The sequence below is a fragment of the Pseudomonas sp. TE12234 genome (assembly GCF_054061835.1).
In genome coordinates this window covers 389972-411439 of the sequence record NZ_JBSSEP010000001.1, presented here as the reverse complement: position 1 = coordinate 411439, position 21468 = coordinate 389972, and the positions used below count along the sequence as shown (strand labels likewise).

Here is a 21468-nt window from a genome sequence, read left to right as displayed (position 1 = left end):
CTCAAGCCAATGCCTGTAGATCCAGCGTTACTGGATGATCAGATTGTTGAACAACAGATCCTCGACCACCGGTTTGCCGGTTTCGTCATTCATGACTTGCTGGGTTTGCTTCAGGGCTTCCTGACGCAGTTTTTCCTTGGCTTCGACGTTGTTCATCGTCTCGGTGGTCTGCTGGGCAAACAGCGCCACCAGTTGATTGCGGATCAGCGGTTCATTGGCTTTCACCGCTTTGGTGGCCTCGTCACCGGTCACTCGCAACGCCACGTCGGCCTTGTAGACCTTGAGCTTCGGCGTGCCGTCCAACCCATAGTTGCCCACGAACGGCGGGCTGAGGGTGATGTAATTGACCTTCGGAGCCTCACCTTCTTTTGCCTCTTCGGCCACTGCTGCCACAGGCAGAGACAGGGCCATCATCAACACGATCCACGCTTTCACAATTCGCTCCTTATCCGGTTTGCGGCCTAGCATAACGACCCGCCGCTCAAGCACAAGCTTATGGCTGACTATCAGGGCCGGGCATGCTCGTTGACCCATCGACTCACACACCTACACTTATCGGCCATCACTCCCAAAGGAATAGCCCTGATGAAAGCCGTGCTGTGCAAAGCCTTCGGCCCCGCCGAATCGCTGGTGCTGGAAGACGTCGCCAGTCCTGTCGCGAAGAAGAACGAAATCCTGCTGGACGTGCACGCCGCCGGGGTCAATTTCCCGGACACGCTGATCATCGAGGGCAAATACCAATTCAAACCGCCCTTCCCGTTTTCTCCGGGTGGCGAGGCCGCCGGCGTGGTGAGCGCGGTAGGCGAAAAGGTCAGCCACCTGAAAGTCGGTGACCGGGTCATGGCCCTGACCGGCTGGGGCAGTTTCGCCGAACAGGTCGCGGTGCCGGGCTACAACGTGCTGCCGATTCCGCCTTCCATGGACTTCAATACTGCCGCCGCCTTCAGCATGACCTACGGCACCTCGATGCATGCGCTCAAGCAACGGGGCAACCTGCAACCGGGTGAAACCCTGCTGGTTCTCGGCGCTTCCGGCGGTGTCGGCCTGGCCGCCGTGGAAATCGGCAAAGCCATGGGCGCTCGGGTCATCGCCGCCGCCAGCAGCGCGGAAAAACTCGCCGTGGCCAAGGCCGCCGGTGCCGATGAACTGATCAACTACAGCGAAACCAGCCTCAAGGACGAAATCAAACGCCTGACCGATGGCCAGGGCGCCGACGTGATCTACGACCCGGTGGGCGGCGACCTGTTCGACCAGGCCATCCGCGCCATCGCCTGGAACGGCCGCCTGCTGGTGGTTGGCTTTGCCAGTGGGCGTATCCCTGAACTGCCGGTGAACCTGGCCTTGCTCAAGGGCGCAGCGGTGCTTGGTGTGTTCTGGGGCTCGTTCGCCCAGCGTCAGCCTCAGGACAACGCGGCGAACTTCCAGCAATTGTTTGGCTGGTTTGCCGAAGGCAAGTTGAAGCCACTGGTATCGCAGGTCTACCCGTTGAGCAACGCCGCTCAGGCCATCAATGACCTCAGCCAGCGCAAGGCCGTCGGGAAAGTGGTGGTGCAGGTTCGCTGAGCCTTCGCCAGAGACCAAAAAGGCCAGAACAACTGACGAGGTTGTTCTGGCCTGTTCATTCGTAGCTCTAAAGCCACGAAGCGGGCGCGCAGGTAATGTTTCCTGCGCCCTTTCACATCGGCGGCGCATCCGACTGATGGGACTTGGCTTTACAGCGCTTGAGCCTCGCTTCCAGATTCCGGTCCGGCATGGCGTGGCTACGCAGGGCGTGGGCGGTCTGCTCGACATAATCGCGAGTAGTGCCGTAGCGCCCGCAAGCGTTTTCAAACACATGACTGAGCACGTGATCCGGCAAGTTACCGGCATAGCTGGGCAGGTGCCGCTCCAGAACGAATCCCAACGCCTGAACCTGGCTGCCGTCTTCAAGTCGGCAATTAAGCCAGTGCGGGCGATAGGACGGAAAGGGCATTTCCCGTTTCCAGAGCGCGTACAGCGAAGCCTCCAGTTGCTCTTCCGGCAATCGATAGGCAAATCCACTGCAAGAGCCGCCGCGATCCAGACCAAACACCAGGCCGGGCATTTCCGGCGTGCCGCGATGTTCGTGGGACCACAGGTACAAACCGCGATGGTAGCCATGCACCCGCCCGCGAACCCGCTCAACCGCCGTGCATTCGGGACGCCAGATCAGTGACCCATACGCGAACAACCAGACCGGGCCGCCCTTGTGGCGTGCCATGGTCGACTGCATCGAGCTGAGCAATTGTTCATGAGTGAGCTGCGGCCCCAGATCGAGCCGCGGAGGGTAAGCCAGATTCAGAAAAGTCGATTCAATGGCTGTCATGGCGGAAGTGTTCGGCCCCACAAGTATTACAAGATGCAGCAAATTTCGTTACATAGAACATATAGCAGTAACTGTAAAACGAAAAGTGCTAAGGGATGTATGACACTCGTGATGCCCCTAAATACCGGCTATCACTGCAGCCACCTCGTTTTATATAGCCTAATACCATTTTGGAAATGGCTTAAATACCTGAATGACATATGCATAGGCATTCGGCCTGTTCAGGGCAGGTTCATAATGCGCAGGAAATTTCCTACTAAACTCTCGGATTTTCTGCCTTCCCCGTTGCCAGGCGTACACGTATAAAGCCCCCTCAGGCGTAAGCCATACCGTTTAACAGAGGCTGGATGATGAGAAAACCGGGGCTTTTTGCCATGTTGTTGATGGTCCAGGCTGGCCATGTTCTGGCAGCGGATGATGCACAACAGGACAAAGGCTTCTGGTATGCACAGACCAGCATCTACACCCGACATTACTCACCTGATCCCGACCACAATAACAATCAGGATCTGATTGGCATTGAACGCAATGAAGCGTCTGGCTGGGTATTTGGTGGAGCAACTTTTCGCAACTCGTTCAGCCAGCGCTCCAACTATGCCTATGCCGGCAAACGCTATGAGAGTGCCGAGTATCCGGTGTATCTGAAATTGACCGGCGGGCTGCTCGAGGGCTACAGCGGCCGGTACAAGGACAAGATTCCACTCAACCACTTCGGCATTGCGCCGGTGATCATTCCATCCGTTGGCGCGCACTACGGCCCGCTGGCCGCCGAGTTGGTGTTCCTCGGCGCCAACGCGGCCATGGTGACGACGGGCATACGCTTCTAGAAAGGGCCTGCCGGGTGGCAATCAAGAGCGCGGATCAAGATCGCGGATCAAGATCGCGGCGCGTACGCAAATACGTCGGCTCGCATCTGGTGGGCGTCCATCCCCGCCTCGACCAGCGCATCCAGCGTGCCGTAGACCATCGCCGGCGAACCACTGGCATACACGTGCAGTGCCTTGAGATCCGGGAAGTCCTCGCGAACGGCTTCATGCAACATGCCGCAACGCCCCGGCCATCCGCACTGATCGCTGACGACTTTATGCAGGAACAGATTGGGCAACTTCAGCCACTCGTCCCAATGTTCGATTTGATAAAAATCGTCCGGACGGCGCACACCCCAATACAGGTGTACGGGATGTTTGAATCCCGTGGCACGGCAATGTTCGATCAGACCGTGGACCTGACCCATGCCGGTACCTGCGGCGATCAGCACCAGAGGACCGTCTGGCAACTCGGCCAGGTGCGTGTCGCCGAACGGCATGTCGATCCGCACCATCGTTTCGCGTTGTAATTGTTTGATCAGGTTCAGCGCACTGGCTTCGCGCGCCAGCACATGGATTTCCAGATCGCGCCCGCCTGATGGAGCCGAGGCCAGGGAAAACGACGACTTTTCGCCGTTGTCCCGGTGAATCATCAGATACTGCCCCGCGTGATAACGCGGCGGCTTGCCGGCCGGCGCCCGCAGCCGTACCCGCCAGGTATCACCGCCGACGTCGGTGCAACTGGTGACCTGACACGACAGACTGCGCACCGGCAACTCTCCCAGCGAGAGCACGCCATCCCACAGCACGATGCAGTCTTCCAGCGGCTCTGCTATGCAAGTGTAGAACTCACCATGGTCGCGCACACCACCGGCCTGTTCGACACGCCCCTCCACCAGCAGCGCGGCACACACGTGGCAATTACCGTTACGACAGCTTTGCGGGCATTCATAGCCCAGACGGCGTGCGCCATCGAGAATCCGCTCGCCGGGCAGGATATCCAGCACCGCTCCGGAGGGCTGCAAAGTTACACGCATCAATCTATTCCTAACTGATTCCAGATGGCATCGATCCGCTTGGTCACGGCTTCGTCCTTGACGATGACCCGACCCCACTCCCGCGTGGTTTCGCCCGGCCATTTATGCGTGGCATCGAGCCCCATCTTCGAACCCAGACCGGACACCGGAGAGGCGAAGTCGAGGTAGTCGATCGGCGTGTTTTCGATCATCACCGTGTCGCGCTTGGGGTCCATGCGCGTGGTGATGGCCCAGATCACGTCGTTCCAGTCCCGTGCGTTGATATCGTCGTCAGTGACGATAACGAACTTGGTGTACATGAACTGTCGCAAAAACGACCAGACGCCGAGCATTACCCGCTTGGCATGGCCCGGATACGACTTCTTCATGGTCACGACGGCCATGCGATACGAGCAACCTTCGGGAGGCAGGTAGAAATCGGTGATCTCCGGGAACTGCTTCTGCAGGATCGGCACGAACACTTCGTTCAGCGCCACCCCGAGAATCGCCGGTTCATCCGGTGGACGCCCGGTGTAGGTGCTGTGGTAGATCGGCTTGATGCGGTGGGTAATGCGCTCGACCGTAAACACCGGGAAGCTGTCGACTTCGTTGTAGTAACCGGTGTGGTCGCCGTACGGACCTTCGTCCGCCATCTCGCCTGGATGGATCACGCCTTCAAGGATGATTTCGGCCGTGGCCGGCACTTGCAGGTCATTGCCACGGCACTTCACCAGTTCGGTGCGGTTACCACGCAGCAGGCCGGCGAAGGCGTATTCGGAGAGGGTATCGGGCACCGGGGTCACGGCGCCGAGGATGGTCGCGGGATCGGCGCCCAGCGCCACGGCGACCGGGAACGGCTGGCCCGGATGCTTCTCGCACCACTCACGGTAATCCAGGGCGCCGCCGCGGTGGCTCAGCCAGCGCATGATGACCTTATTGCGGCCAATCACTTGCTGGCGGTAGATGCCGAGGTTCTGCCGATCCTTGTTCGGGCCTTTGGTGACAGTCAGGCCCCAGGTGATCAGCGGGGCGACATCCCCAGGCCAGCAGGTCTGCACCGGCAACATGGCAAGGTCGACGTCATCACCTTCAATGACCACTTCCTGGCAGATCGCATCTTTGACGACCTTGGGCGCCATGGAGATGATCTTGCGGAAGATCGGCAACTTGGACCAGGCATCTTTCAGCCCCTTCGGCGGCTCGGGTTCCTTGAGGAACGCCAACAGCTTGCCAATCTCGCGCAGTTCGCTGACCGATTCGGCGCCCATGCCCATGGCCACCCGCTCAGGCGTACCGAACAGGTTGCCGAGCACCGGAATGTCGTACCCGGTTGGCTTTTCGAACAACAGCGCCGGGCCTTTGGCCCGCAGCGTACGGTCACAGACCTCGGTCATCTCCAGCACAGGAGAGACGGGGATCTGGATGCGTTTCAACTCTCCGCGCTGCTCAAGCTGCTGCACGAAATCCCGAAGATCCTTGAATTTCATTGAAGATGGCACCCCTAAAATAGGCGTACATCCTACCTGCTCTGACGGTCAAACAGCAGCCCGTCAGTGCCCGGCATCGCTCAATTGTGGCTCGCACCCAGCAGCAGCGGCGCAAACAACGGACTCAACCTGGCGCCTCCCACATCTGACAAGTGATCCTCGTCCCGGTATTGCGAGCGGCCGTCGACCTCGATGCTGCAAATTCTACTGGTGCACATCATTGGCGTAGGGTCGATCACGTGCACCCCTGGATCGGCAGCACTCATGGAATCGAACAAGGCATTGATGAAATGCTGTCGTGTCAGATGTTCTTCGAGCGGACGACCGAGCCCCTCGGCCGAACGCCCGATCCGAGCCAGGCTAGTGAGACGGTTGACACTGCCTTTGCTTTGCAGTGGTACGTCCTTGAACAGCCAGACTTGCACCCCTGCCTCTCGTAACGCGGCCACGCGCGCCTTCAGCGCAGCAGCCATACGTTGCTCGGCCTGAGCGGTATTGTCATTGGAGTTGAGCAATACTTTTTTGTCGCCGTCTTCACGACCATATACGTTCAGGCTCCAATTGGACGCCAGCACCACATCCTTTATCCCGAGACTGCGCACTTTTTCCATGGTCTGTTCGTTGAAGTCTATACAACGCTGGCGCTGATCATTACTGAGTACCGGCGAGCAGGCGCTCATGCTGAACAGCCAGATCGGGCGCCCTTCGCGACGGGCGTTGCGTTCGATGGCCGGCAGCAATGCCGCGGCGTGGCTGTCGCCCCAAAACATTTGTGTGGCCGGGATATCCTTGTTGTCACCGACCAGACAAGCCTTGTCCAGCGACTTGTCCTGGGTGACCAGCATGCAATTCAACTGCCCGGCCCGCCATTCCTGGGCCTGGGCATATTCCCGCGCCTTGCCGGTCAAGCGCTGGGGAAGGCCGTCAGCTGAATTGATCGCCGTCCCCGTCGTCGCCAGCACCACGATGACAGCAACAGCCCCGGTCAATACCGCGTTACGACTGGCGAGCAGACGCTTCTCCCGGAACGGCAACTCGACATAGCGCAGGTTCAACCACGCCAGCCCCAGCGACAGCGCGATCCAGCCGATCGCCTCCAGCGGCTGAATGCCGTCGATGGAAATGGCGTTGGCATAGACATAGACCGGCCAGTGCCACAGATACAGCGAGTAAGAGAGCAGGCCGACCCAGACCAGCGCACGCAGGCTCAACAACCGCGCGGTCCAGCTCGCGCCTTGCGCACCTGACCAGATCAGCGCAGTCGTGCCCAGCACCGGCAACAGGGCGGCCCAGCCCGGAAATACAGTGGATTTGTCAAAAGTGAACACCGCAACCAGCACCGCGACCAGCCCGGCGAGGCCGACAACCTGATACACCCACGCACGCACCGCCTGCTTGGGCGCCGGCATCACAGCCAGCATGGCTCCGCAGAGCAACTCCCAGGCCCGGGTCGGCAGCGAAAAGAACGTGAATTCCGGCTTTTGCTCGATGGAATGAATATTCAAGCCGAACGAGATCAGCAGCACGGCGAGCAACATCCAGCGCCAGTGGCGGACATAACGGATCAGGGCTGCCATCAGCAACGGGAAGAAAATGTAGTACTGCTCTTCCACGGCCAGCGACCAGGTATGCAGCAGCGGCTTCAGCTCGGAGGCGGGCTGGAAGTAGCCGTCCTCACGCATGAACAGAATGTTGGAGATGAACAGCGACTGATAGCGCACTGTTCGTCCCAGCTCGGAAAAGTCCTTGGCCGTCAGCAGCAGCCAGCCCAGCGCCAGCGTGACCAACATGACCATGGTCAGGGCAGGAATGATACGACGGGCACGACGCGCCCAGAAATCAATGAAGCTGAAACGCTGTGCACTGATTTCACGGAACAGGATGGTGGTGATCAGGAAGCCGGAAATGACGAAAAATACGTCGACGCCGACAAAGCCGCCACTGAATGTATTGAATCCGAAATGAAAAAGTACGACGGGAATAACCGCCAGTGCCCGTAATCCGTCGATATCACGGCGATTGCCAAACGTGTGCATAAAAGCCCTTTCTCATTTTTGGATACATAGTCCAAGGAAAGGGCGCACGTTATCAACAGCACAGATTTCAATCCAGATACAAATAGACCGGCACAAAAAAAGCGCCCTTTCGGGGCGCTTCTTTTTAAACAGCTTTCTTGTTACTTGCGCTTCATCGACAGGAAGAACTCATCGTTGGTCTTGGTCGTTTTCAGCTTGTCGACCAGGAACTCGATGGCAGCCACTTCATCCATCGGATGCAGCAGCTTGCGCAGGATCCACATGCGCTGCAACTCGTCGTCAGCGGTCAGCAACTCTTCGCGGCGGGTGCCGGAACGGTTGATGTTGATCGCCGGGAAGACGCGTTTTTCAGCGATACGACGATCCAGAGGCAGTTCCATGTTGCCGGTGCCTTTGAATTCCTCGTAGATCACTTCGTCCATCTTCGAACCGGTTTCAACCAGTGCGGTGGCGATGATGGTCAGCGAGCCGCCTTCTTCGATGTTCCGCGCTGCACCGAAGAAACGTTTCGGTTTCTCCAGGGCGTGGGCATCGACACCACCGGTCAATACCTTGCCGGAGCTCGGGATCACGGTGTTGTAGGCACGGGCCAGACGGGTGATGGAGTCGAGCAGGATCACCACGTCTTTCTTGTGTTCGACCAGGCGCTTGGCCTTCTCGATCACCATTTCGGCAACCTGCACGTGGCGGGTTGGCGGCTCGTCGAACGTCGAGGCAACCACTTCGCCGCGCACGGTGCGCTGCATTTCGGTTACTTCTTCCGGACGTTCATCGATCAGCAACACGATCAGATGAACTTCAGGGTTGTTACGGGCGATGTTGGCCGCGATGTTTTGCAGCATGATCGTTTTACCGGCTTTCGGCGGTGCAACGATCAGACCGCGCTGGCCTTTGCCGATCGGGGCGCACAGGTCGATGACACGACCGGTCAAGTCTTCGGTGGAACCGTTGCCGGCTTCCATCTTCATGCGCACGGTCGGGAACAGCGGGGTCAGGTTCTCGAAGAGAATCTTGTTTTTCGCGTTTTCCGGACGGTCGAAGTTGATCGTGTCGACCTTGAGCAGCGCGAAATAACGCTCGCCTTCCTTCGGAGGACGGATCTTGCCAACGATGGTGTCACCGGTGCGCAAGTTGAAGCGACGGATCTGGCTCGGCGAGACGTAGATATCGTCAGGGCCGGCGAGATAGGAGGCGTCTGCAGAGCGGAGGAAGCCGAAGCCGTCCTGGAGAATCTCCAGCACGCCATCACCGGAGATTTCCTCGCCGCTTTTCGCGTGCTTTTTCAGCAGGGAGAAAATCACGTCCTGCTTGCGCGAACGGGCCATATTTTCTATGCCCATCTGTTCGGCCAATTCGAGCAGTTCGGTAATCGGCTTTTGCTTGAGTTCAGTCAGATTCATATAGGAATGACGTAATCATTTATGGAGGGGGGAAATTAAGCTTTTGGCTTAATGAGGCCGCGCCGCGGAGAAGGCGACAGGATCGCGTACTTATTCGAAAAGGAGAGCGTCGGCGACGGCTAGCAGGGGGCACTGGAGAAACCAGTGCGGGGCCGAATGTAACACCTGAGTTTCGGAGCGTCTAGCCCCTTATAACGAAAAAGCCCCGCTATTTGCGGGGCTTTTTCATGGCACGCTACAACGACGCTTAGATGTTGGCGTCGAGGAAGGCCGCCAGCTGCGACTTCGACAGCGCACCGACCTTGGTCGCTTCAACGTTGCCGTTCTTGAACAGCATCAGGGTCGGAATACCACGCACGCCATGCTTGGCCGGGGTTTCCTGGTTTTCGTCGATGTTCAGTTTGGCAACGGTCAGCTTGCCTTTGTAGGTCTCGGCAATTTCGTCCAGAACAGGAGCGATCATTTTGCAAGGGCCGCACCATTCAGCCCAGTAATCGACCAGTACAGCGCCTTCAGCCTTGAGTACGTCGGCCTCGAAGCTAGCGTCGCTAACGTGTTTGATAAGATCGCTGCTCATGGAATTCTCCAGGGTTGTAAGCAAAAAAACGTGGCCCATCATAGCTGCCCTTCCCACGTTCAGGAAGCCGCAGTTGATTGAGTCTCGCTATGGTGGTGCATGAGTTTGGGTATAGCCCAAGTCAGGTCGCGGCGGGAGCGACGAAAGCGATTCCGGTGCGCAGGGCGGCATTGCGCACATGCTCATGCATGGCTTTCTGCGCGGCCCCAGAGGCACGCCGGGCCAGCGCCCGCAGGATTTTACGGTGCTCCTGCCAGGTTTCCATGGCCCGCTCGGCCCGGATGAACGGTAGCTTCTGGCTTTCCAGGAAGATGTCGGCGCTGGCGGTCAGGATGCTCAGCATCGCCTGGTTGCCACTGGCGAGCAGAATGCGCCGGTGGAAGTCGAAGTCCAGGCGCGCAGCCGCCTCGAAGGAGCCGGACTTCAGCTCAACGCGCATGGCGGCGACATTGTCTTCCAGCGCATCAAGCTCATCGGTGCTCAAGGTCACGGCGGCGAGCCCCGCCGCAAAACCTTCCAGTGCATAGCGCAATTGAAAGATATCCAGCGGCGAAGCCTGCGCCGCGAACGGCCAGCCCGGTGCGCCCTCGCCTCGCGGCAGCTCCACGGGCGACTGCACGAACACGCCTTTACCGGGCTGGATGCTGATAACCCCCAGCGCACTGAGCGATGACAACGCCTCGCGCAGCGACGCTCGACTGACCCCCAATTGCAGCGCCAGGTCCCTTTGCGAGGGCAAGGCATCGCCCGGACCGAAACCCTGTTCGGTGATCAGTTTGCGGATGGCTTGCAGCGCCACTTCAGGTACGGCGCGGGAGATCGAATTCATGGTTTTCCAGACGAACCAGGCCAATGAGCGGCTAGTTGTAAAGCTATTCGCGGCGCCCGGCAAGTCGTGCCCCATGGGGGTTCGGCGATTTTCTCAGGTGCGCTATGGAGGTGCGAAACAACACCTGACTGTTCAGACCAGTAAGACCTTGCGAAGCCAGCAAAACCGCGGCCTTGGACCCGAGAAACCCCATGTTGGCATGCCCCGTGCTCTGTCGAATCGCAGAATTTACTCCTCGCCGATTCGGAGATTTGCCATGATCCAGCGATACAGCGCCCTCCTCGCTGCCCTGTTTGCCAGTCTGATGCTGAGCCAGGCACCCGCCCACGCCGACGGCCTGGAGGATGTGCTCAAGCGCGGCGTCCTTAAAGTCGCCGTGCCTCAGGACTTTCCGCCCTTCGGCTCGGTCGGCCCGGACATGAAGCCGCGCGGCCTGGATATCGATACCGCCAAATTGCTGGCCGACCAGCTCAAGGTCAAACTTGAGCTGACGCCGGTCAACAGCACCAATCGCATTCCGTTCCTGACCACCGGCAAGGTGGATCTGGTGATCTCCAGCCTCGGCAAGAACCCCGAGCGTGAAAAAGTCATCGACTTCTCCCGTGCCTACGCGCCGTTCTACCTCGCCGTGTTCGGTCCGCCAGACGCCAACGTCAAGAGCCTGGATGACCTCAAGGGCAAAACCATCAGCGTCACCCGTGGCGCCATCGAAGACATCGAACTGACCAAGGTCGCCCCCGAAGGCGTGACCATCAAGCGTTTCGAAGACAACAACTCGACCATCGCCGCCTACCTGGCCGGTCAGGTCGACCTGATCGCCAGCGGCAACGTGGTGATGGTGGCGATCAGCGAGAAGAGCCCGAAACGCGTGCCGACGCTGAAAGTAAAGCTCAAAGATTCGCCGGTCTACGTGGGCATCAACAAGAACGAGCCGGCGCTGCTGGACAAGGTCAACCAGATCCTCGTCACCGCCAAGGGCGACGGCGCTCTGGAGAAGAACGCCCTGACCTGGCTCAAAGAACCGCTGCCGGCCGACCTCTGACTCTGCGCGCAGGAGCCCCTTTATGGCTTATCAGTTCGATTTCCTGCCGGTGGTGCAAAACACCGATCTGCTGCTGCGCGGGGCCTTGTTCACCCTTGAGCTGACGGCCATTGGCGCGGTGCTCGGTGTGAGTGTCGGCATCGTGGGAGCCTTGGTGCGGGCGTGGAACATCCGTCCGTTCGCCGGGATCTTCGGCGTCTATGTCGAGTTGATCCGCAACACGCCATTCCTGGTGCAGTTGTTTTTCATCTTCTTCGGCCTGCCCTCGCTGGGCCTGCAGATTTCCGAATGGCAGGCCGCCGTGCTGGCGATGGTGATCAATCTGGGCGCGTACTCCACCGAGATCATCCGCGCCGGCATCCAGGCGATCCCCCGCGGTCAACTGGAAGCTGCGGCGGCATTGGCGATGACGCGTTTCGAAGCGTTCCGTCACGTAGTGCTGCTGCCGGCGCTGAGCAAGGTCTGGCCGGCCCTGAGCAGCCAGATCATCATCGTCATGCTCGGCTCTGCCGTGTGTTCGCAGATCGCCACCGAAGAGCTGAGCTTCGCCGCCAACTTCATTCAATCGCGCAACTTCCGCGCCTTTGAAACCTACGCCCTGACCACGCTGATCTACCTGTGCATGGCCCTGTTGATCCGCCAGTTGCTCAACTGGATCGGTCACCGATTCGTAGCAAGGAGCAGCCGATGAGCGATTTCACCTTCCTGGACATCGTGCGCAACCTGCTCACGGGCCTGCAATGGACCCTGGCGCTGTCGCTGGTGGCGTTCATCGGTGGCGGTTTGATCGGGCTGCTGATCATGGTGATGCGTATCTCGGACAATCCCCTGCCACGCAACTTCGCCCGCACCTACATCGAATTGTTCCAGGGCACGCCGCTGTTGATGCAACTGTTTCTGGTGTTCTTCGGCGTGGCGTTGGCCGGGGTGGAAATTTCGCCGTGGGCGGCGGCAGCGCTGGCGTTGACCCTGTTCACCAGCGCTTACCTGGCAGAGATCTGGCGCGGTTGCGTCGATTCGATTCCCAACGGCCAGTGGGAAGCCTCGTCGAGCCTGGCGCTGAGCCCTCTGGAACAGTTGCGCTATGTGATCCTGCCCCAGGCGCTGCGCATCGCCGTGGCGCCGACCGTGGGCTTCTCGGTGCAGGTGGTCAAAGGCACCGCCGTGACCTCGATCATCGGCTTCACCGAGCTGACCAAAACCGGCGGCATGCTCGCCAACGCGACATTTGAACCCTTCATGGTCTACGGCCTCGTCGCCCTCGGCTACTTCTTGCTCTGCTACCCCTTGTCCCTCAGTGCGCGCTACCTGGAAAGGAGACTGCATGCCTCTGCTTAGAATTTCCGCCCTGCATAAATATTACGGCGATCACCATGTACTCAAAGGCATCGACCTGAGTGTCGAGGAAGGCCAGGTGGTGGCAATCATCGGGCGCAGCGGCTCGGGCAAATCGACCCTGCTGCGCACCCTCAACGGTCTGGAGTCGATCAACGATGGCGTCATCGAAGTCGACGGCGAATACCTCGACGCCGCCCGCGCGGACCTTCGCAGCTTGCGGCAAAAAGTCGGCATGGTGTTCCAGCAGTTCAACCTGTTTCCGCACCTGACGGTGGGCGAGAACGTGATGCTCGCGCCGCAAGTGGTGCAGAAAGTACCGAAAGCCAAGGCCGCCGAACTGGCGCGGCAGATGCTGGAGCGCGTAGGACTGGGCGAGAAATTCGACGCCTTCCCCGATCGACTGTCCGGTGGGCAGCAACAACGGGTGGCGATTGCCCGTGCCCTGGCGATGTCGCCGAAAGTGCTGTTGTGCGATGAAATCACCTCGGCACTGGACCCGGAGCTGGTCAATGAAGTGTTGAGCGTGGTCCGGCAACTGGCCAGGGAAGGCATGACACTGATCATGGTCACCCACGAAATGCGCTTTGCCCGGGAGGTTGGGGACAAGTTGGTGTTCATGCATCTGGGCAAGGTGCATGAAGTGGGGGATCCGAAAGTGCTGTTCGCCAATCCACAGACGGCGGAGCTGGCGAATTTCATTGGCACCGTAGAAGCAACCGGTTAAATCCTCTGTGGCGAGGGAGCTTGCTACCTCGCCACAGAACCTGCGCAGGATCAAGGCTTTGAACACTGCGCGTTGGCGGCAGCCTTTGATCGTGGCACGATGTCTGGGTTATCGACCGAGACCCTGACCATGCCGCAATCCCAAGCCAAGAATCTGTCCCTGATCGCCGCAATCGACCTGGGCTCCAACAGCTTTCACATGGTCGTGGCCAAGGCCCAGAACGGCGAAATCCGCATTCTCGAACGTCTCGGGGAAAAGGTTCAGCTGGCCGCCGGCATCGACGAGGAGCGCCAGCTCAGTGAAGAATCCATGCAGCGCGGGCTCGACTGCCTCAAACGATTTGCCCAACTGATCAACGGTATGCCCACGGGCGCCGTGCGCATCGTCGGCACCAATGCCCTGCGCGAAGCCCGCAACCGCGCCGAATTCATCCGTCGCGCCGAAGAAATCCTGGGGCACCCGGTGGAGGTCATCTCCGGCCGTGAAGAGGCGCGCCTGATCTATCTCGGCGTGTCCCACACCCTCGCCGACACCCCGGGCAAGCGCCTGGTGGCCGACATCGGTGGCGGCAGTACTGAATTCATCATCGGCCAGCGTTTCGAACCCTTGCTGCGCGAAAGCCTGCAAATGGGCTGCGTCAGCTTCACCCAGCGCTATTTCAAGGACGGCAAGATCACCCCGGCCCGCTACGCCCAGGCGTACACGGCGGCACGGCTGGAGATCATGAGCATTGAACACGCCCTGCACCGCCTGACCTGGGATGAAGCCATCGGCTCCTCGGGAACCATCCGCGCCATCGGTTTGGCATTGAAGGCCGGCGGTCATGGTGCGGGCGAAGTCAACGCCGAGGGGCTGGCCTGGCTCAAGCGCAAGCTGATCAAGCTCGGTGATGTCGAGAAAATCGACTTCGAAGGCATCAAGCCCGACCGGCGCGCGATTTTCCCGGCCGGCCTGGCGATTCTCGAAGCCATTTTCGACGCCCTCGAACTGCAACGCATGGACCATTGTGAAGGCGCCCTGCGCGAAGGCGTGCTCTACGACCTGCTGGGCCGCCATCACCACGAAGACGTGCGCGAGCGCACCCTCACCTCGCTGATGGAGCGTTATCACGTTGACCTTGAACAGGCGGCGCGGGTCGAACGCAAGGCCCTGCATGCGTTCGATCAGGTGGCCAAGGACTGGGATCTGGAGGACGGTGTCTGGCGTGAACTGCTCGGCTGGGCCGCCAAGGTCCACGAAGTGGGCCTGGACATCGCCCACTACCAGTACCACAAGCACGGTGCCTACCTGATCGAACACTCGGACCTGGCCGGGTTCTCCCGCGAAGACCAATTGATGCTCGCACTGCTGGTGCGCGGCCACCGTCGCAATATTCCCAAGGACAAATTCGCCGAGTTCGGCGATGACGGCATCAAACTGATTCGCCTGTGCGTGCTGCTGCGCTTCGCGATCCTGTTCCATCACATCCGCGGCACTCAAGCCATGCCTCAGGTCGAACTCAATGCCAATGGCAACAGCCTGGAAGTGGTATTCCCGGAAAACTGGCTGGACGACAACCAGCTGACACAGGCTGATTTCGCCATCGAAGCGGAATGGCTCACCCGGGTCGACATCGTCCTGAACGCTCGCTGAAAACCAGCAAAAGCAAAAAGGGCGATCCAATGGATCGCCCTTTTTTGTGCCCGCGATTCAGCAAGTAACCCACCCCTTCAAGTCTAAACATACAAGCGAGCTTGCTCGCTCCCACAGGTTTTGTGCGTTAACGAACCGTCAGGATCGGGCTGCCCAGGCGCTCCAGCAACGTCGCTTGTGCGCTGCGCGGGTTCTGGTTGCCGGTCGGCGTATTGCGGATGTAACGGCCGTCCGACTGCAAGCTCCAGCTGTGGGTGTTATCAGTGAGATACAACTCCAGCTCCTTCTTGACCCGCATGATCAGCTTCTTGCCCTCGACCGGGAAGCAAGTCTCAACGCGTTTGTCGAGGTTGCGCTCCATCCAGTCGGCACTGGACAGGAACATCTGCTCGTCGCCGCCGTTGAGGAAGTAGAAGACCCGGGTGTGCTCGAGGAAGCGACCGATGATCGAGCGCACATGGATGTTGTGTGAAACCCCGGCGATGCCCGGCCGCAGGCAGCACATGCCACGCACCACCAGATCGATGCGCACGCCCGACTGGCTGGCCTTGTACAGCGCGCGGATGATCTTCGGATCGGTCAGCGAGTTGAACTTGGCGATGATGTGCGCCGGTTTGCCGTCGAGGGCGAACTGGGTTTCGCGGGCAATCATGTCGAGCATGCCCTTCTTCAGGGTGAACGGCGCATGCAGCAACTTCTTCATGCGCAGCGTCTTGCCCATGCCGATCAACTGGCTGAACAGCTTGCCGACGTCTTCGCACAAGGCGTCGTCGGAGGTCAGCAGGCTGTAGTCGGTGTACAGGCGGGCGTTGCCGGCGTGGTAGTTACCGGTGCCCAGGTGGGCATAACGCACGATTTCACCGGCCTCGCGACGCAGGATCAGCATCATCTTGGCGTGGGTCTTGAAGCCGACCACGCCATAGATCACCACCGCACCCGCCGCTTGCAGGCGGCTGGCCAGTTGCAGGTTGGATTCTTCGTCGAACCGCGCGCGCAATTCGATGACGGCGGTGACTTCCTTGCCGTTACGCGCGGCATCCACCAGCGCATCGACGATTTCCGAGTTGGCGCCGGAGCGGTACAGGGTCTGGCGTACGGCCAGAACGTGCGGGTCCTTTGCCGCCTGGCGCAGCAGGTCGACCACCGGGGTGAATGACTCAAACGGGTGCAGCAACAGGATGTCCTGCTTGCTGATCACGCTGAAGATGTTTTCGCTGTTCTGCAGCAGTTTGGGGATCTGCGGCGTGAACGGCACGTATTGCAGCTCGCGCTGGCTGTCCAGGCCGGTAATGCTGAACAGTCGCGTCAGGTTCACCGGGCCATTGACCTGATACAGCTCGGTCTCGCTCAGGTTGAATTGCTTGAGCAGGTAGTCGGACAGGTGTTTCGGGCAGGTATCAGCCACTTCCAGACGCACCGCGTCACCGTAGCGACGGGAGAACAGTTCACCGCGCAACGCGCGGGCCAGGTCCTCGACATCCTCGGAGTCCAGCGCCAGGTCGGCGTTACGGGTCAGGCGGAACTGATAGCAGCCCTTGACCTTCATGCCCTGGAACAGGTCATCGGCGTGAGCGTGGATCATCGATGACAGGAACACATAGTTGTCGCCGGAGCCGCCGACTTCTTCCGGCACCTTGATGATCCGTGGCAACAGGCGCGGGGCCGGAATGATCGCCAGGCCCGAATCGCGACCGAAGGCGTCGATGCCTTCGAGCTCGACGATGAAGTTCAGGCTCTTGTTGACCAGCAACGGGAACGGGTGCGTCGGATCGAGGCCGATCGGGGTGATGATCGGGGCGATTTCATCGCGGAAGTAACGACGAACCCAGGTCTTGAGCTTGGTCGTCCAGTGCCGGCGACGAATGAAGCGGACCTGATGCTTTTCCAGCTCCGGCAGCAGGATATCGTTGAGAATCGCGTACTGACGGTCAACGTGACCATGCACCAGCTCGCTGATGCGGGCCAGGGCCTGGTGCGGTTGCAGGCCATCGGCACCGGCCTGTTCACGGGCGAAGGTGATCTGTTTCTTCAGGCCGGCCACGCGAATTTCGAAGAACTCGTCCAGGTTGCTGGAGAAGATCAGCAGAAACTTCAACCGCTCCAGCAAGGGGTAGGACTCATCCAGCGCCTGTTCCAGTACGCGGATGTTGAACTGCAGTTGCGACAGCTCGCGGTGGATATACAGGCTGCTGTCATCCAGGCCCGGAATCGCAATCGCTGGCGCTGCCGCGGCGGTTTCGGCGACCGCTTGCGGAGCGGGCTCCAGCTCCGGCGGGGTTTCGTCGATTTGCTCCACCACAGGCTGAGCGTCTTTTACGGCAACTTCAGTGAGTACTTCGGTATTCATCGAATGTTCCTGGGAGGGCTATTTTTGCTCTCGTAACAATTGAGCTGCGCGAACGGCAAAGTACGTCAGGATGCCATCAGCGCCTGCACGTTTAAAGGCGGTCAGGGATTCGAGGATCACCCCTTCGCTCAACCAGCCATTCTGGATCGCTGCCATGTGCATGGCGTACTCGCCGCTGACCTGATAAACAAAAGTCGGCACTTTGAATTCTTCTTTGACCCGGCAGAGGATGTCCAGATAGGGCATGCCTGGCTTGACCATGACCATGTCTGCGCCTTCTGACAAGTCAGCCGCCACTTCGTGCAGGGCTTCGTTGCTGTTGGCCGGGTCCATCTGATAGGAGGCCTTGTTGGCCTTGCCCAGGTTCAGCGCCGAGCCCACCGCATCGCGGAACGGGCCGTAATAGGCGCTGGCGTACTTGGCCGAGTAGGCCATGATCCGCACATTGACGTGATCGGCCAGTTCCAGTGCCTCGCGTATAGCCTGGATGCGACCGTCCATCATGTCCGACGGAGCAACGACCTGAGCGCCGGCTTCGGCATGGGACAAGGCCTGCTTGACCAGTGCGTCGACGGTGATGTCGTTTTGCACATAGCCTTCTTCGTCGAGAATGCCGTCCTGACCGTGGGTAGTGAACGGGTCCAGCGCGACATCGGTGATCACGCCCAGCTCAGGGAACCGCGCGCGCAAGGCCCGGGTGGCACGCTGGGCAATACCCTCGGGGTTCCAGGCTTCGGCGGCGTCCAGCGACTTGAGTTCAGGCGGAGTGACCGGGAACAGCGCCAGCGCCGGAATCCCCAGTTCGACCCATTTGGCCGCCTCTTCCAGCAACAGATCGATGGTCAGGCGTTCGACGCCCGGCATCGAGGCAACCGCTTCGCGACGGTTCTCACCGTCCAGCACGAACACCGGCAGGATCAGATCATCGACGGTCAACACGTTTTCACGGACCAGACGACGCGAAAAATCATCACGGCGGTTGCGGCGCAGGCGGGTTGCAGGGAACAAACGGTTGGCGGGGGTAAAGCTCACGGCAGACTCCTGAGCCCGCGCTGACGGGCGAGCGTGACAGTTATAAGCGGCCATTATGACCAACGTGTGACAGTTATGTGCACGCTGCGACAGGTAGCCGCATTCCATTGTCCTTGTAGGAAATGTTCACGTCGAGACACATTTGGACACTTTCCTGAATGTGTACGAAGGGTTAGGCTGCGCGTTCATTTCGCCAGCACCCAGACAATGCTCCAACAATTTCTGCATGACTTCGGCTACTTTGCCCTGTTTCTCGGCACGTTCTTCGAAGGCGAAACCATTCTGGTGCTCGCAGGCTTCCTCGCGTTCCGTGGATACATGGATATCAACCTGGTGGTGGTCGTGGCGTTCTTCGGCAGTTATGCCGGCGATCAGCTGTGGTACTTCCTGGGACGAAAGCACGGGCGCAAGTTGCTTGCGCGCAAACCACGCTGGCAACTGATGGGTGACCGGGCGCTGGAACATATCCGCAAACACCCGGACATCTGGGTGCTGAGCTTCCGCTTCGTCTATGGGTTGCGCACCGTGATGCCCGTCGCCATCGGCCTGTCGGGCTACCCACCGGGCCGCTACTTGCTGCTCAACGGCATTGGGGCCGCGATCTGGGCTGCCGCACTGGCTGCCGCCGCCTATCACTTCGGCGCGGTGCTGGAAGGCATGCTCGGCAGCATCAAGAAATACGAGCTATGGGTGCTGGGCGCCCTGCTCATCCTGGGCCTGATCCTGTGGCTGCGCCGACGCTTCAAGAATGCCCGCCTGGCCAAACAGATCTATGCCGACGAGCAAGCCCTGAAGGCCGAGCGGGCCAAAACCGAAAGTCCTAAGACGCCAGCCGAGTGAAGCGGTTTCTGCAGCAGTAGAGACCGATGCCGCTGAGCAAGCTGTAACTGAGCAGGCCGACCCAGCCCACCGCGCTGGCCGGCCACAGCCCCACCAGCGGCGCCAGCCATACCAGCGGCACGTTCGACACCAGTCGCAGTAACTCCAGCTTCAACGCCCACGGGCGATTCTCCAGGGCCACGCCCAGCACGAACAGTCCCAACGCCATTGCACTCCAGCCCAAGACCAGAGCGGCGGTCGACAGGCTCGGCTCCAGATTCATCAAGTAACTGCCCAACGCGATGTAAACGCAGAACTGCAGCAAGACGTAGAGCTGCTGACGCCCGTCCAGCGGCACCTCGAATTTGCGGAACTGGGTCAGGTCCGGTTTGCTCATCGGGTATTTGGCCGCTACGTCCACCGGCCGCCAACCGGTGCGCATGAACCAGATCCGCAACTTGTCCCAGGTGCTTTGCGCACGCCGCGCATCCGCCCACAACTGCGCATAGAACTGCACGTTCGCCCATATCGGATTCCAGCTCGCCAGCGGCGTGGTCACGCCGAAGATCACCGGTTCGTTATCGTCTTCTTCCTGGAACGAGCCGAATAGACGGTCCCAAATAATGAACACCCCGCCGTAGTTACGATCCATGTAGAGAGCGTTCTGTGCATGGTGAGCCCGATGATTGGACGGCGTGACAAAGAACCACTCGAACCAGCCAAGCTTGGGAATGTGCCGGGTATGCACCCAGAACTGGTACAGCAGGTTCAGCGCGGCGACGCTGACGAATACCAGCAGCGGCACGCCGACCACGGCCATTGGCAGGTAGAAGATCCAGCTCAGCAGAAATCCGGTGCTGGTCTGACGCAGGGCGGTGGAGAGGTTGTAGTCCTCGCTCTGGTGGTGCACCGAATGCGCGGCCCAGAGAATGTTGCGTTCGTGGCCCATGCGATGCAGCCAGTAGTAGCAGAAGTCGTAGAAGACGAAGGCGAAAAACCAGACCCAAACGCTGTCGGCCGAAAGCTCGAACAGCGCCAGATGCTTGAGGGCAAAGGCATAGGTGACCAGCCCCACGCCCTTGGTCAGCAGGCCGGTGGTGGTCGACAGCACACCGGTGCTGATGCTGTTGATCGCGTCCGCCACCCGATAGTTGCTCACCCCGCGCCAACGGTCGGCCAACAGCTCGAAGGCAATCAGCACAAAGAAAAACGGCACCGCATACAGAATGAAGTCCATGACGCGCCCTGATCGGAATCCTGGGGATAGATGCTATGTGTAGCCGCGATTTAACCCTATGGCAACGAGTGACAAATTAGTGGACATTTAACGCCATGAATCTGGAGAAAAGCCCATGAGCAAAAAAGTTGCAGTGATCCTTTCCGGTTGTGGCGTGTACGACGGCGCAGAGATCTACGAAAGCGTGATTACCTTGCTGCGCCTGGACCAGCGCGGCGCCCAGGTGCAGTGTTTTGCCCCGGACATCGCGCAGTTGCATGTGATCAACCACCTGACCGGCAAAGAAATGCCCGAGTCGCGCAATGTGCTGGTGGAGTCGGCGCGCATCGCCCGTGGCGAGGTCAAGGACATCCGCGAAGCCAGCGTCGAGGATTTCGATGCCTTGATCGTTCCCGGCGGTTTCGGTTCGGCCAAGAACCTCTCCAACTTTGCCGTCGAAGGCACCGGCTGCACCGTGCAACCAGACGTACTGGCCTTGACCGAAGCCTTTGCCGAGGCCGGCAAGCCGGTCGGCCTGATCTGCATCTCGCCGGCACTGGCAGCGAAGATCTATGGGCCGGGCGTGACCTGCACCATCGGCAACGACGCCGACACCGCAGCCGCCCTGAACAAGATGGGCGCAACCCACAAGGAATGTGCAGTCAGCGAAATCGTCGAAGACAAGGCTCGCAAACTGGTGACCACTCCGGCGTACATGTTGGCGCAGTCGATCAGCGAAGCGGCGTCCGGTATCAACAAGCTGGTCGACCGAGTGCTTGAGCTGACCCACGAAAACGACGCCTGACACATCGCAGTGACTGAT

20 protein-coding genes are annotated in these 21468 nt (G+C 59.8%); 9 read left to right on the top strand and 11 right to left on the bottom strand.

All coding sequences use genetic code 11. The annotated features are described in order from the left end of the window. Nucleotides 1-27: 27 nt before the first annotated feature. Nucleotides 28-435, bottom strand: a complete 408-nt coding sequence (locus tag ACVWYU_RS01935) for a flagellar basal body-associated protein FliL (protein WP_247254382.1) — start codon at nucleotides 433-435, stop codon at nucleotides 28-30. A 150-nt stretch (nucleotides 436-585) separates the two neighbouring features. On the opposite strand from ACVWYU_RS01935, the gene ACVWYU_RS01930 reads away from it, so the two are divergent. Then, nucleotides 586-1563 (top strand): NADPH:quinone oxidoreductase family protein, encoded by a 978-nt coding sequence (locus ACVWYU_RS01930; protein ID WP_457371786.1) that lies wholly within the window; start codon nucleotides 586-588, stop codon nucleotides 1561-1563. 112 nt (nucleotides 1564-1675) lie between these two features. Here the strand turns inward: ACVWYU_RS01930 and ACVWYU_RS01925 are convergent, their stop codons facing one another. Further along, entirely contained in the window at nucleotides 1676-2344 is a 669-nt protein-coding gene (locus tag ACVWYU_RS01925; RefSeq protein ID WP_457371785.1) for a gamma-glutamylcyclotransferase, read from the bottom strand. Nucleotides 2345-2694: 350 nt separating this feature from the next. Between ACVWYU_RS01925 and ACVWYU_RS01920 the strand changes: the two genes are divergently transcribed. Next, nucleotides 2695-3171, top strand: coding sequence for a sn-glycerol-3-phosphate transporter (locus ACVWYU_RS01920; RefSeq protein WP_457371911.1), 477 nt, complete (start codon nucleotides 2695-2697; stop codon nucleotides 3169-3171). A 47-nt stretch (nucleotides 3172-3218) separates the two neighbouring features. On the opposite strand, the gene ACVWYU_RS01915 is transcribed toward ACVWYU_RS01920, so the two are convergent. From ACVWYU_RS01915 to ACVWYU_RS01890, 6 genes are all read right to left on the bottom strand, one after another. Continuing rightward, nucleotides 3219-4187 (bottom strand): CDP-6-deoxy-delta-3,4-glucoseen reductase, encoded by a 969-nt coding sequence (locus tag ACVWYU_RS01915; RefSeq protein WP_457371784.1) that lies wholly within the window; start codon nucleotides 4185-4187, stop codon nucleotides 3219-3221. After that, nucleotides 4187-5653 (bottom strand): 4-hydroxy-3-polyprenylbenzoate decarboxylase, encoded by a 1467-nt coding sequence (gene ubiD / locus ACVWYU_RS01910; protein WP_090326443.1) that lies wholly within the window; start codon nucleotides 5651-5653, stop codon nucleotides 4187-4189. Before ubiD ends, ACVWYU_RS01915 begins: the two co-directional genes overlap by 1 nt. 80 nt (nucleotides 5654-5733) lie before the next feature. Continuing rightward, nucleotides 5734-7689: an acyltransferase family protein gene (locus ACVWYU_RS01905; RefSeq protein WP_457371783.1), complete on the bottom strand. Its 1956-nt coding sequence runs from the start codon at nucleotides 7687-7689 to the stop codon at nucleotides 5734-5736. Between the two features lie 140 nt (nucleotides 7690-7829). Then, a complete protein-coding gene (gene rho / locus ACVWYU_RS01900) occupies nucleotides 7830-9089 on the bottom strand; it encodes a transcription termination factor Rho (protein ID WP_003206716.1) in 1260 nt (419 codons plus the stop codon). A 247-nt stretch (nucleotides 9090-9336) separates the two neighbouring features. Beyond that, nucleotides 9337-9666: a thioredoxin TrxA gene (trxA, locus tag ACVWYU_RS01895; protein ID WP_003206727.1), complete on the bottom strand. Its 330-nt coding sequence runs from the start codon at nucleotides 9664-9666 to the stop codon at nucleotides 9337-9339. 121 nt (nucleotides 9667-9787) lie between these two features. Next, a complete protein-coding gene (locus ACVWYU_RS01890; protein WP_457371782.1) occupies nucleotides 9788-10495 on the bottom strand; it encodes a FadR/GntR family transcriptional regulator in 708 nt (235 codons plus the stop codon). Between the two features lie 256 nt (nucleotides 10496-10751). On the opposite strand from ACVWYU_RS01890, the gene ACVWYU_RS01885 reads away from it, so the two are divergent. The 5 genes from ACVWYU_RS01885 to ppx all read left to right on the top strand — a co-directional run bounded on the left by ACVWYU_RS01885 (nucleotide 10752) and on the right by ppx (nucleotide 15231). Continuing rightward, nucleotides 10752-11537, top strand: coding sequence for a transporter substrate-binding domain-containing protein (locus ACVWYU_RS01885; RefSeq protein ID WP_457371781.1), 786 nt, complete (start codon nucleotides 10752-10754; stop codon nucleotides 11535-11537). A 22-nt stretch (nucleotides 11538-11559) separates the two neighbouring features. Beyond that, the gene (locus ACVWYU_RS01880; protein ID WP_248914521.1) at nucleotides 11560-12228 is read left to right on the top strand and encodes an amino acid ABC transporter permease; all 669 of its coding nucleotides are present in this window, start codon (nucleotides 11560-11562) and stop codon (nucleotides 12226-12228) included. Continuing rightward, a complete protein-coding gene (locus ACVWYU_RS01875) occupies nucleotides 12225-12875 on the top strand; it encodes an amino acid ABC transporter permease (protein ID WP_090326456.1) in 651 nt (216 codons plus the stop codon). Before ACVWYU_RS01880 ends, ACVWYU_RS01875 begins: the two co-directional genes overlap by 4 nt. Further along, nucleotides 12862-13599 (top strand): amino acid ABC transporter ATP-binding protein, encoded by a 738-nt coding sequence (locus ACVWYU_RS01870; protein ID WP_090326459.1) that lies wholly within the window; start codon nucleotides 12862-12864, stop codon nucleotides 13597-13599. Before ACVWYU_RS01875 ends, ACVWYU_RS01870 begins: the two co-directional genes overlap by 14 nt. A 129-nt stretch (nucleotides 13600-13728) precedes the next feature. After that, complete coding sequence (ppx, locus tag ACVWYU_RS01865) at nucleotides 13729-15231, top strand: exopolyphosphatase (RefSeq protein ID WP_090326463.1); 1503 nt, start codon at nucleotides 13729-13731, stop codon at nucleotides 15229-15231. A 127-nt stretch (nucleotides 15232-15358) separates the two neighbouring features. Here ppx and ppk1 read toward each other — a convergent pair whose 3' ends face one another. Both ppk1 and hemB read right to left on the bottom strand, forming a co-directional pair. After that, nucleotides 15359-17578 (bottom strand): polyphosphate kinase 1, encoded by a 2220-nt coding sequence (gene ppk1, locus ACVWYU_RS01860; protein ID WP_090326467.1) that lies wholly within the window; start codon nucleotides 17576-17578, stop codon nucleotides 15359-15361. Nucleotides 17579-17596: 18 nt separating this feature from the next. Continuing rightward, on the bottom strand, nucleotides 17597-18610 hold the full coding sequence (gene hemB, locus ACVWYU_RS01855) for a porphobilinogen synthase (protein ID WP_090326469.1): 1014 nt from the start codon (nucleotides 18608-18610) through the stop codon (nucleotides 17597-17599). A gap of 207 nt (nucleotides 18611-18817) precedes the next feature. On the opposite strand from hemB, the gene ACVWYU_RS01850 reads away from it, so the two are divergent. Beyond that, complete coding sequence (locus tag ACVWYU_RS01850; protein WP_247255316.1) at nucleotides 18818-19450, top strand: DedA family protein; 633 nt, start codon at nucleotides 18818-18820, stop codon at nucleotides 19448-19450. On the opposite strand, the gene ACVWYU_RS01845 is transcribed toward ACVWYU_RS01850, so the two are convergent. Continuing rightward, nucleotides 19431-20666, bottom strand: a complete 1236-nt coding sequence (locus tag ACVWYU_RS01845) for a sterol desaturase family protein (RefSeq protein ID WP_457371780.1) — start codon at nucleotides 20664-20666, stop codon at nucleotides 19431-19433. The genes ACVWYU_RS01850 and ACVWYU_RS01845 overlap by 20 nt on opposite strands. A 115-nt stretch (nucleotides 20667-20781) precedes the next feature. On the opposite strand from ACVWYU_RS01845, the gene elbB reads away from it, so the two are divergent. Further along, nucleotides 20782-21450 (top strand): isoprenoid biosynthesis glyoxalase ElbB, encoded by a 669-nt coding sequence (gene elbB / locus ACVWYU_RS01840; RefSeq protein ID WP_248914523.1) that lies wholly within the window; start codon nucleotides 20782-20784, stop codon nucleotides 21448-21450. The last annotated feature ends 18 nt before the right edge of the window (nucleotides 21451-21468 follow it).

Bases quoted from the DNA above. Each gene is read 5' to 3' on its own strand.
- ppx (WP_090326463.1), top strand. From the start codon at position 13,729: ATGCCGCAATCCCAAGCCAAGAATCTGTCCCTGATCGCCGCAATCGAC.
- ACVWYU_RS01850 (WP_247255316.1), top strand. From the start codon at position 18,818: ATGCTCCAACAATTTCTGCATGACTTCGGCTACTTTGCCCTGTTTCTC.
- ACVWYU_RS01930 (WP_457371786.1), top strand. From the start codon at position 586: ATGAAAGCCGTGCTGTGCAAAGCCTTCGGCCCCGCCGAATCGCTGGTG.
- elbB (WP_248914523.1), top strand. From the start codon at position 20,782: ATGAGCAAAAAAGTTGCAGTGATCCTTTCCGGTTGTGGCGTGTACGAC.
- trxA (WP_003206727.1), bottom strand. From the start codon at position 9,666: ATGAGCAGCGATCTTATCAAACACGTTAGCGACGCTAGCTTCGAGGCC.
- rho (WP_003206716.1), bottom strand. From the start codon at position 9,089: ATGAATCTGACTGAACTCAAGCAAAAGCCGATTACCGAACTGCTCGAA.
- ACVWYU_RS01905 (WP_457371783.1), bottom strand. From the start codon at position 7,689: ATGCACACGTTTGGCAATCGCCGTGATATCGACGGATTACGGGCACTG.
- ACVWYU_RS01870 (WP_090326459.1), top strand. From the start codon at position 12,862: ATGCCTCTGCTTAGAATTTCCGCCCTGCATAAATATTACGGCGATCAC.
- ACVWYU_RS01845 (WP_457371780.1), bottom strand. From the start codon at position 20,666: ATGGACTTCATTCTGTATGCGGTGCCGTTTTTCTTTGTGCTGATTGCC.
- ACVWYU_RS01915 (WP_457371784.1), bottom strand. From the start codon at position 4,187: ATGCGTGTAACTTTGCAGCCCTCCGGAGCGGTGCTGGATATCCTGCCC.
- ACVWYU_RS01885 (WP_457371781.1), top strand. From the start codon at position 10,752: ATGATCCAGCGATACAGCGCCCTCCTCGCTGCCCTGTTTGCCAGTCTG.
- ACVWYU_RS01875 (WP_090326456.1), top strand. From the start codon at position 12,225: ATGAGCGATTTCACCTTCCTGGACATCGTGCGCAACCTGCTCACGGGC.
- ubiD (WP_090326443.1), bottom strand. From the start codon at position 5,653: ATGAAATTCAAGGATCTTCGGGATTTCGTGCAGCAGCTTGAGCAGCGC.
- ACVWYU_RS01890 (WP_457371782.1), bottom strand. From the start codon at position 10,495: ATGAATTCGATCTCCCGCGCCGTACCTGAAGTGGCGCTGCAAGCCATC.
- ACVWYU_RS01925 (WP_457371785.1), bottom strand. From the start codon at position 2,344: ATGACAGCCATTGAATCGACTTTTCTGAATCTGGCTTACCCTCCGCGG.
- ACVWYU_RS01920 (WP_457371911.1), top strand. From the start codon at position 2,695: ATGAGAAAACCGGGGCTTTTTGCCATGTTGTTGATGGTCCAGGCTGGC.
- ppk1 (WP_090326467.1), bottom strand. From the start codon at position 17,578: ATGAATACCGAAGTACTCACTGAAGTTGCCGTAAAAGACGCTCAGCCT.
- ACVWYU_RS01880 (WP_248914521.1), top strand. From the start codon at position 11,560: ATGGCTTATCAGTTCGATTTCCTGCCGGTGGTGCAAAACACCGATCTG.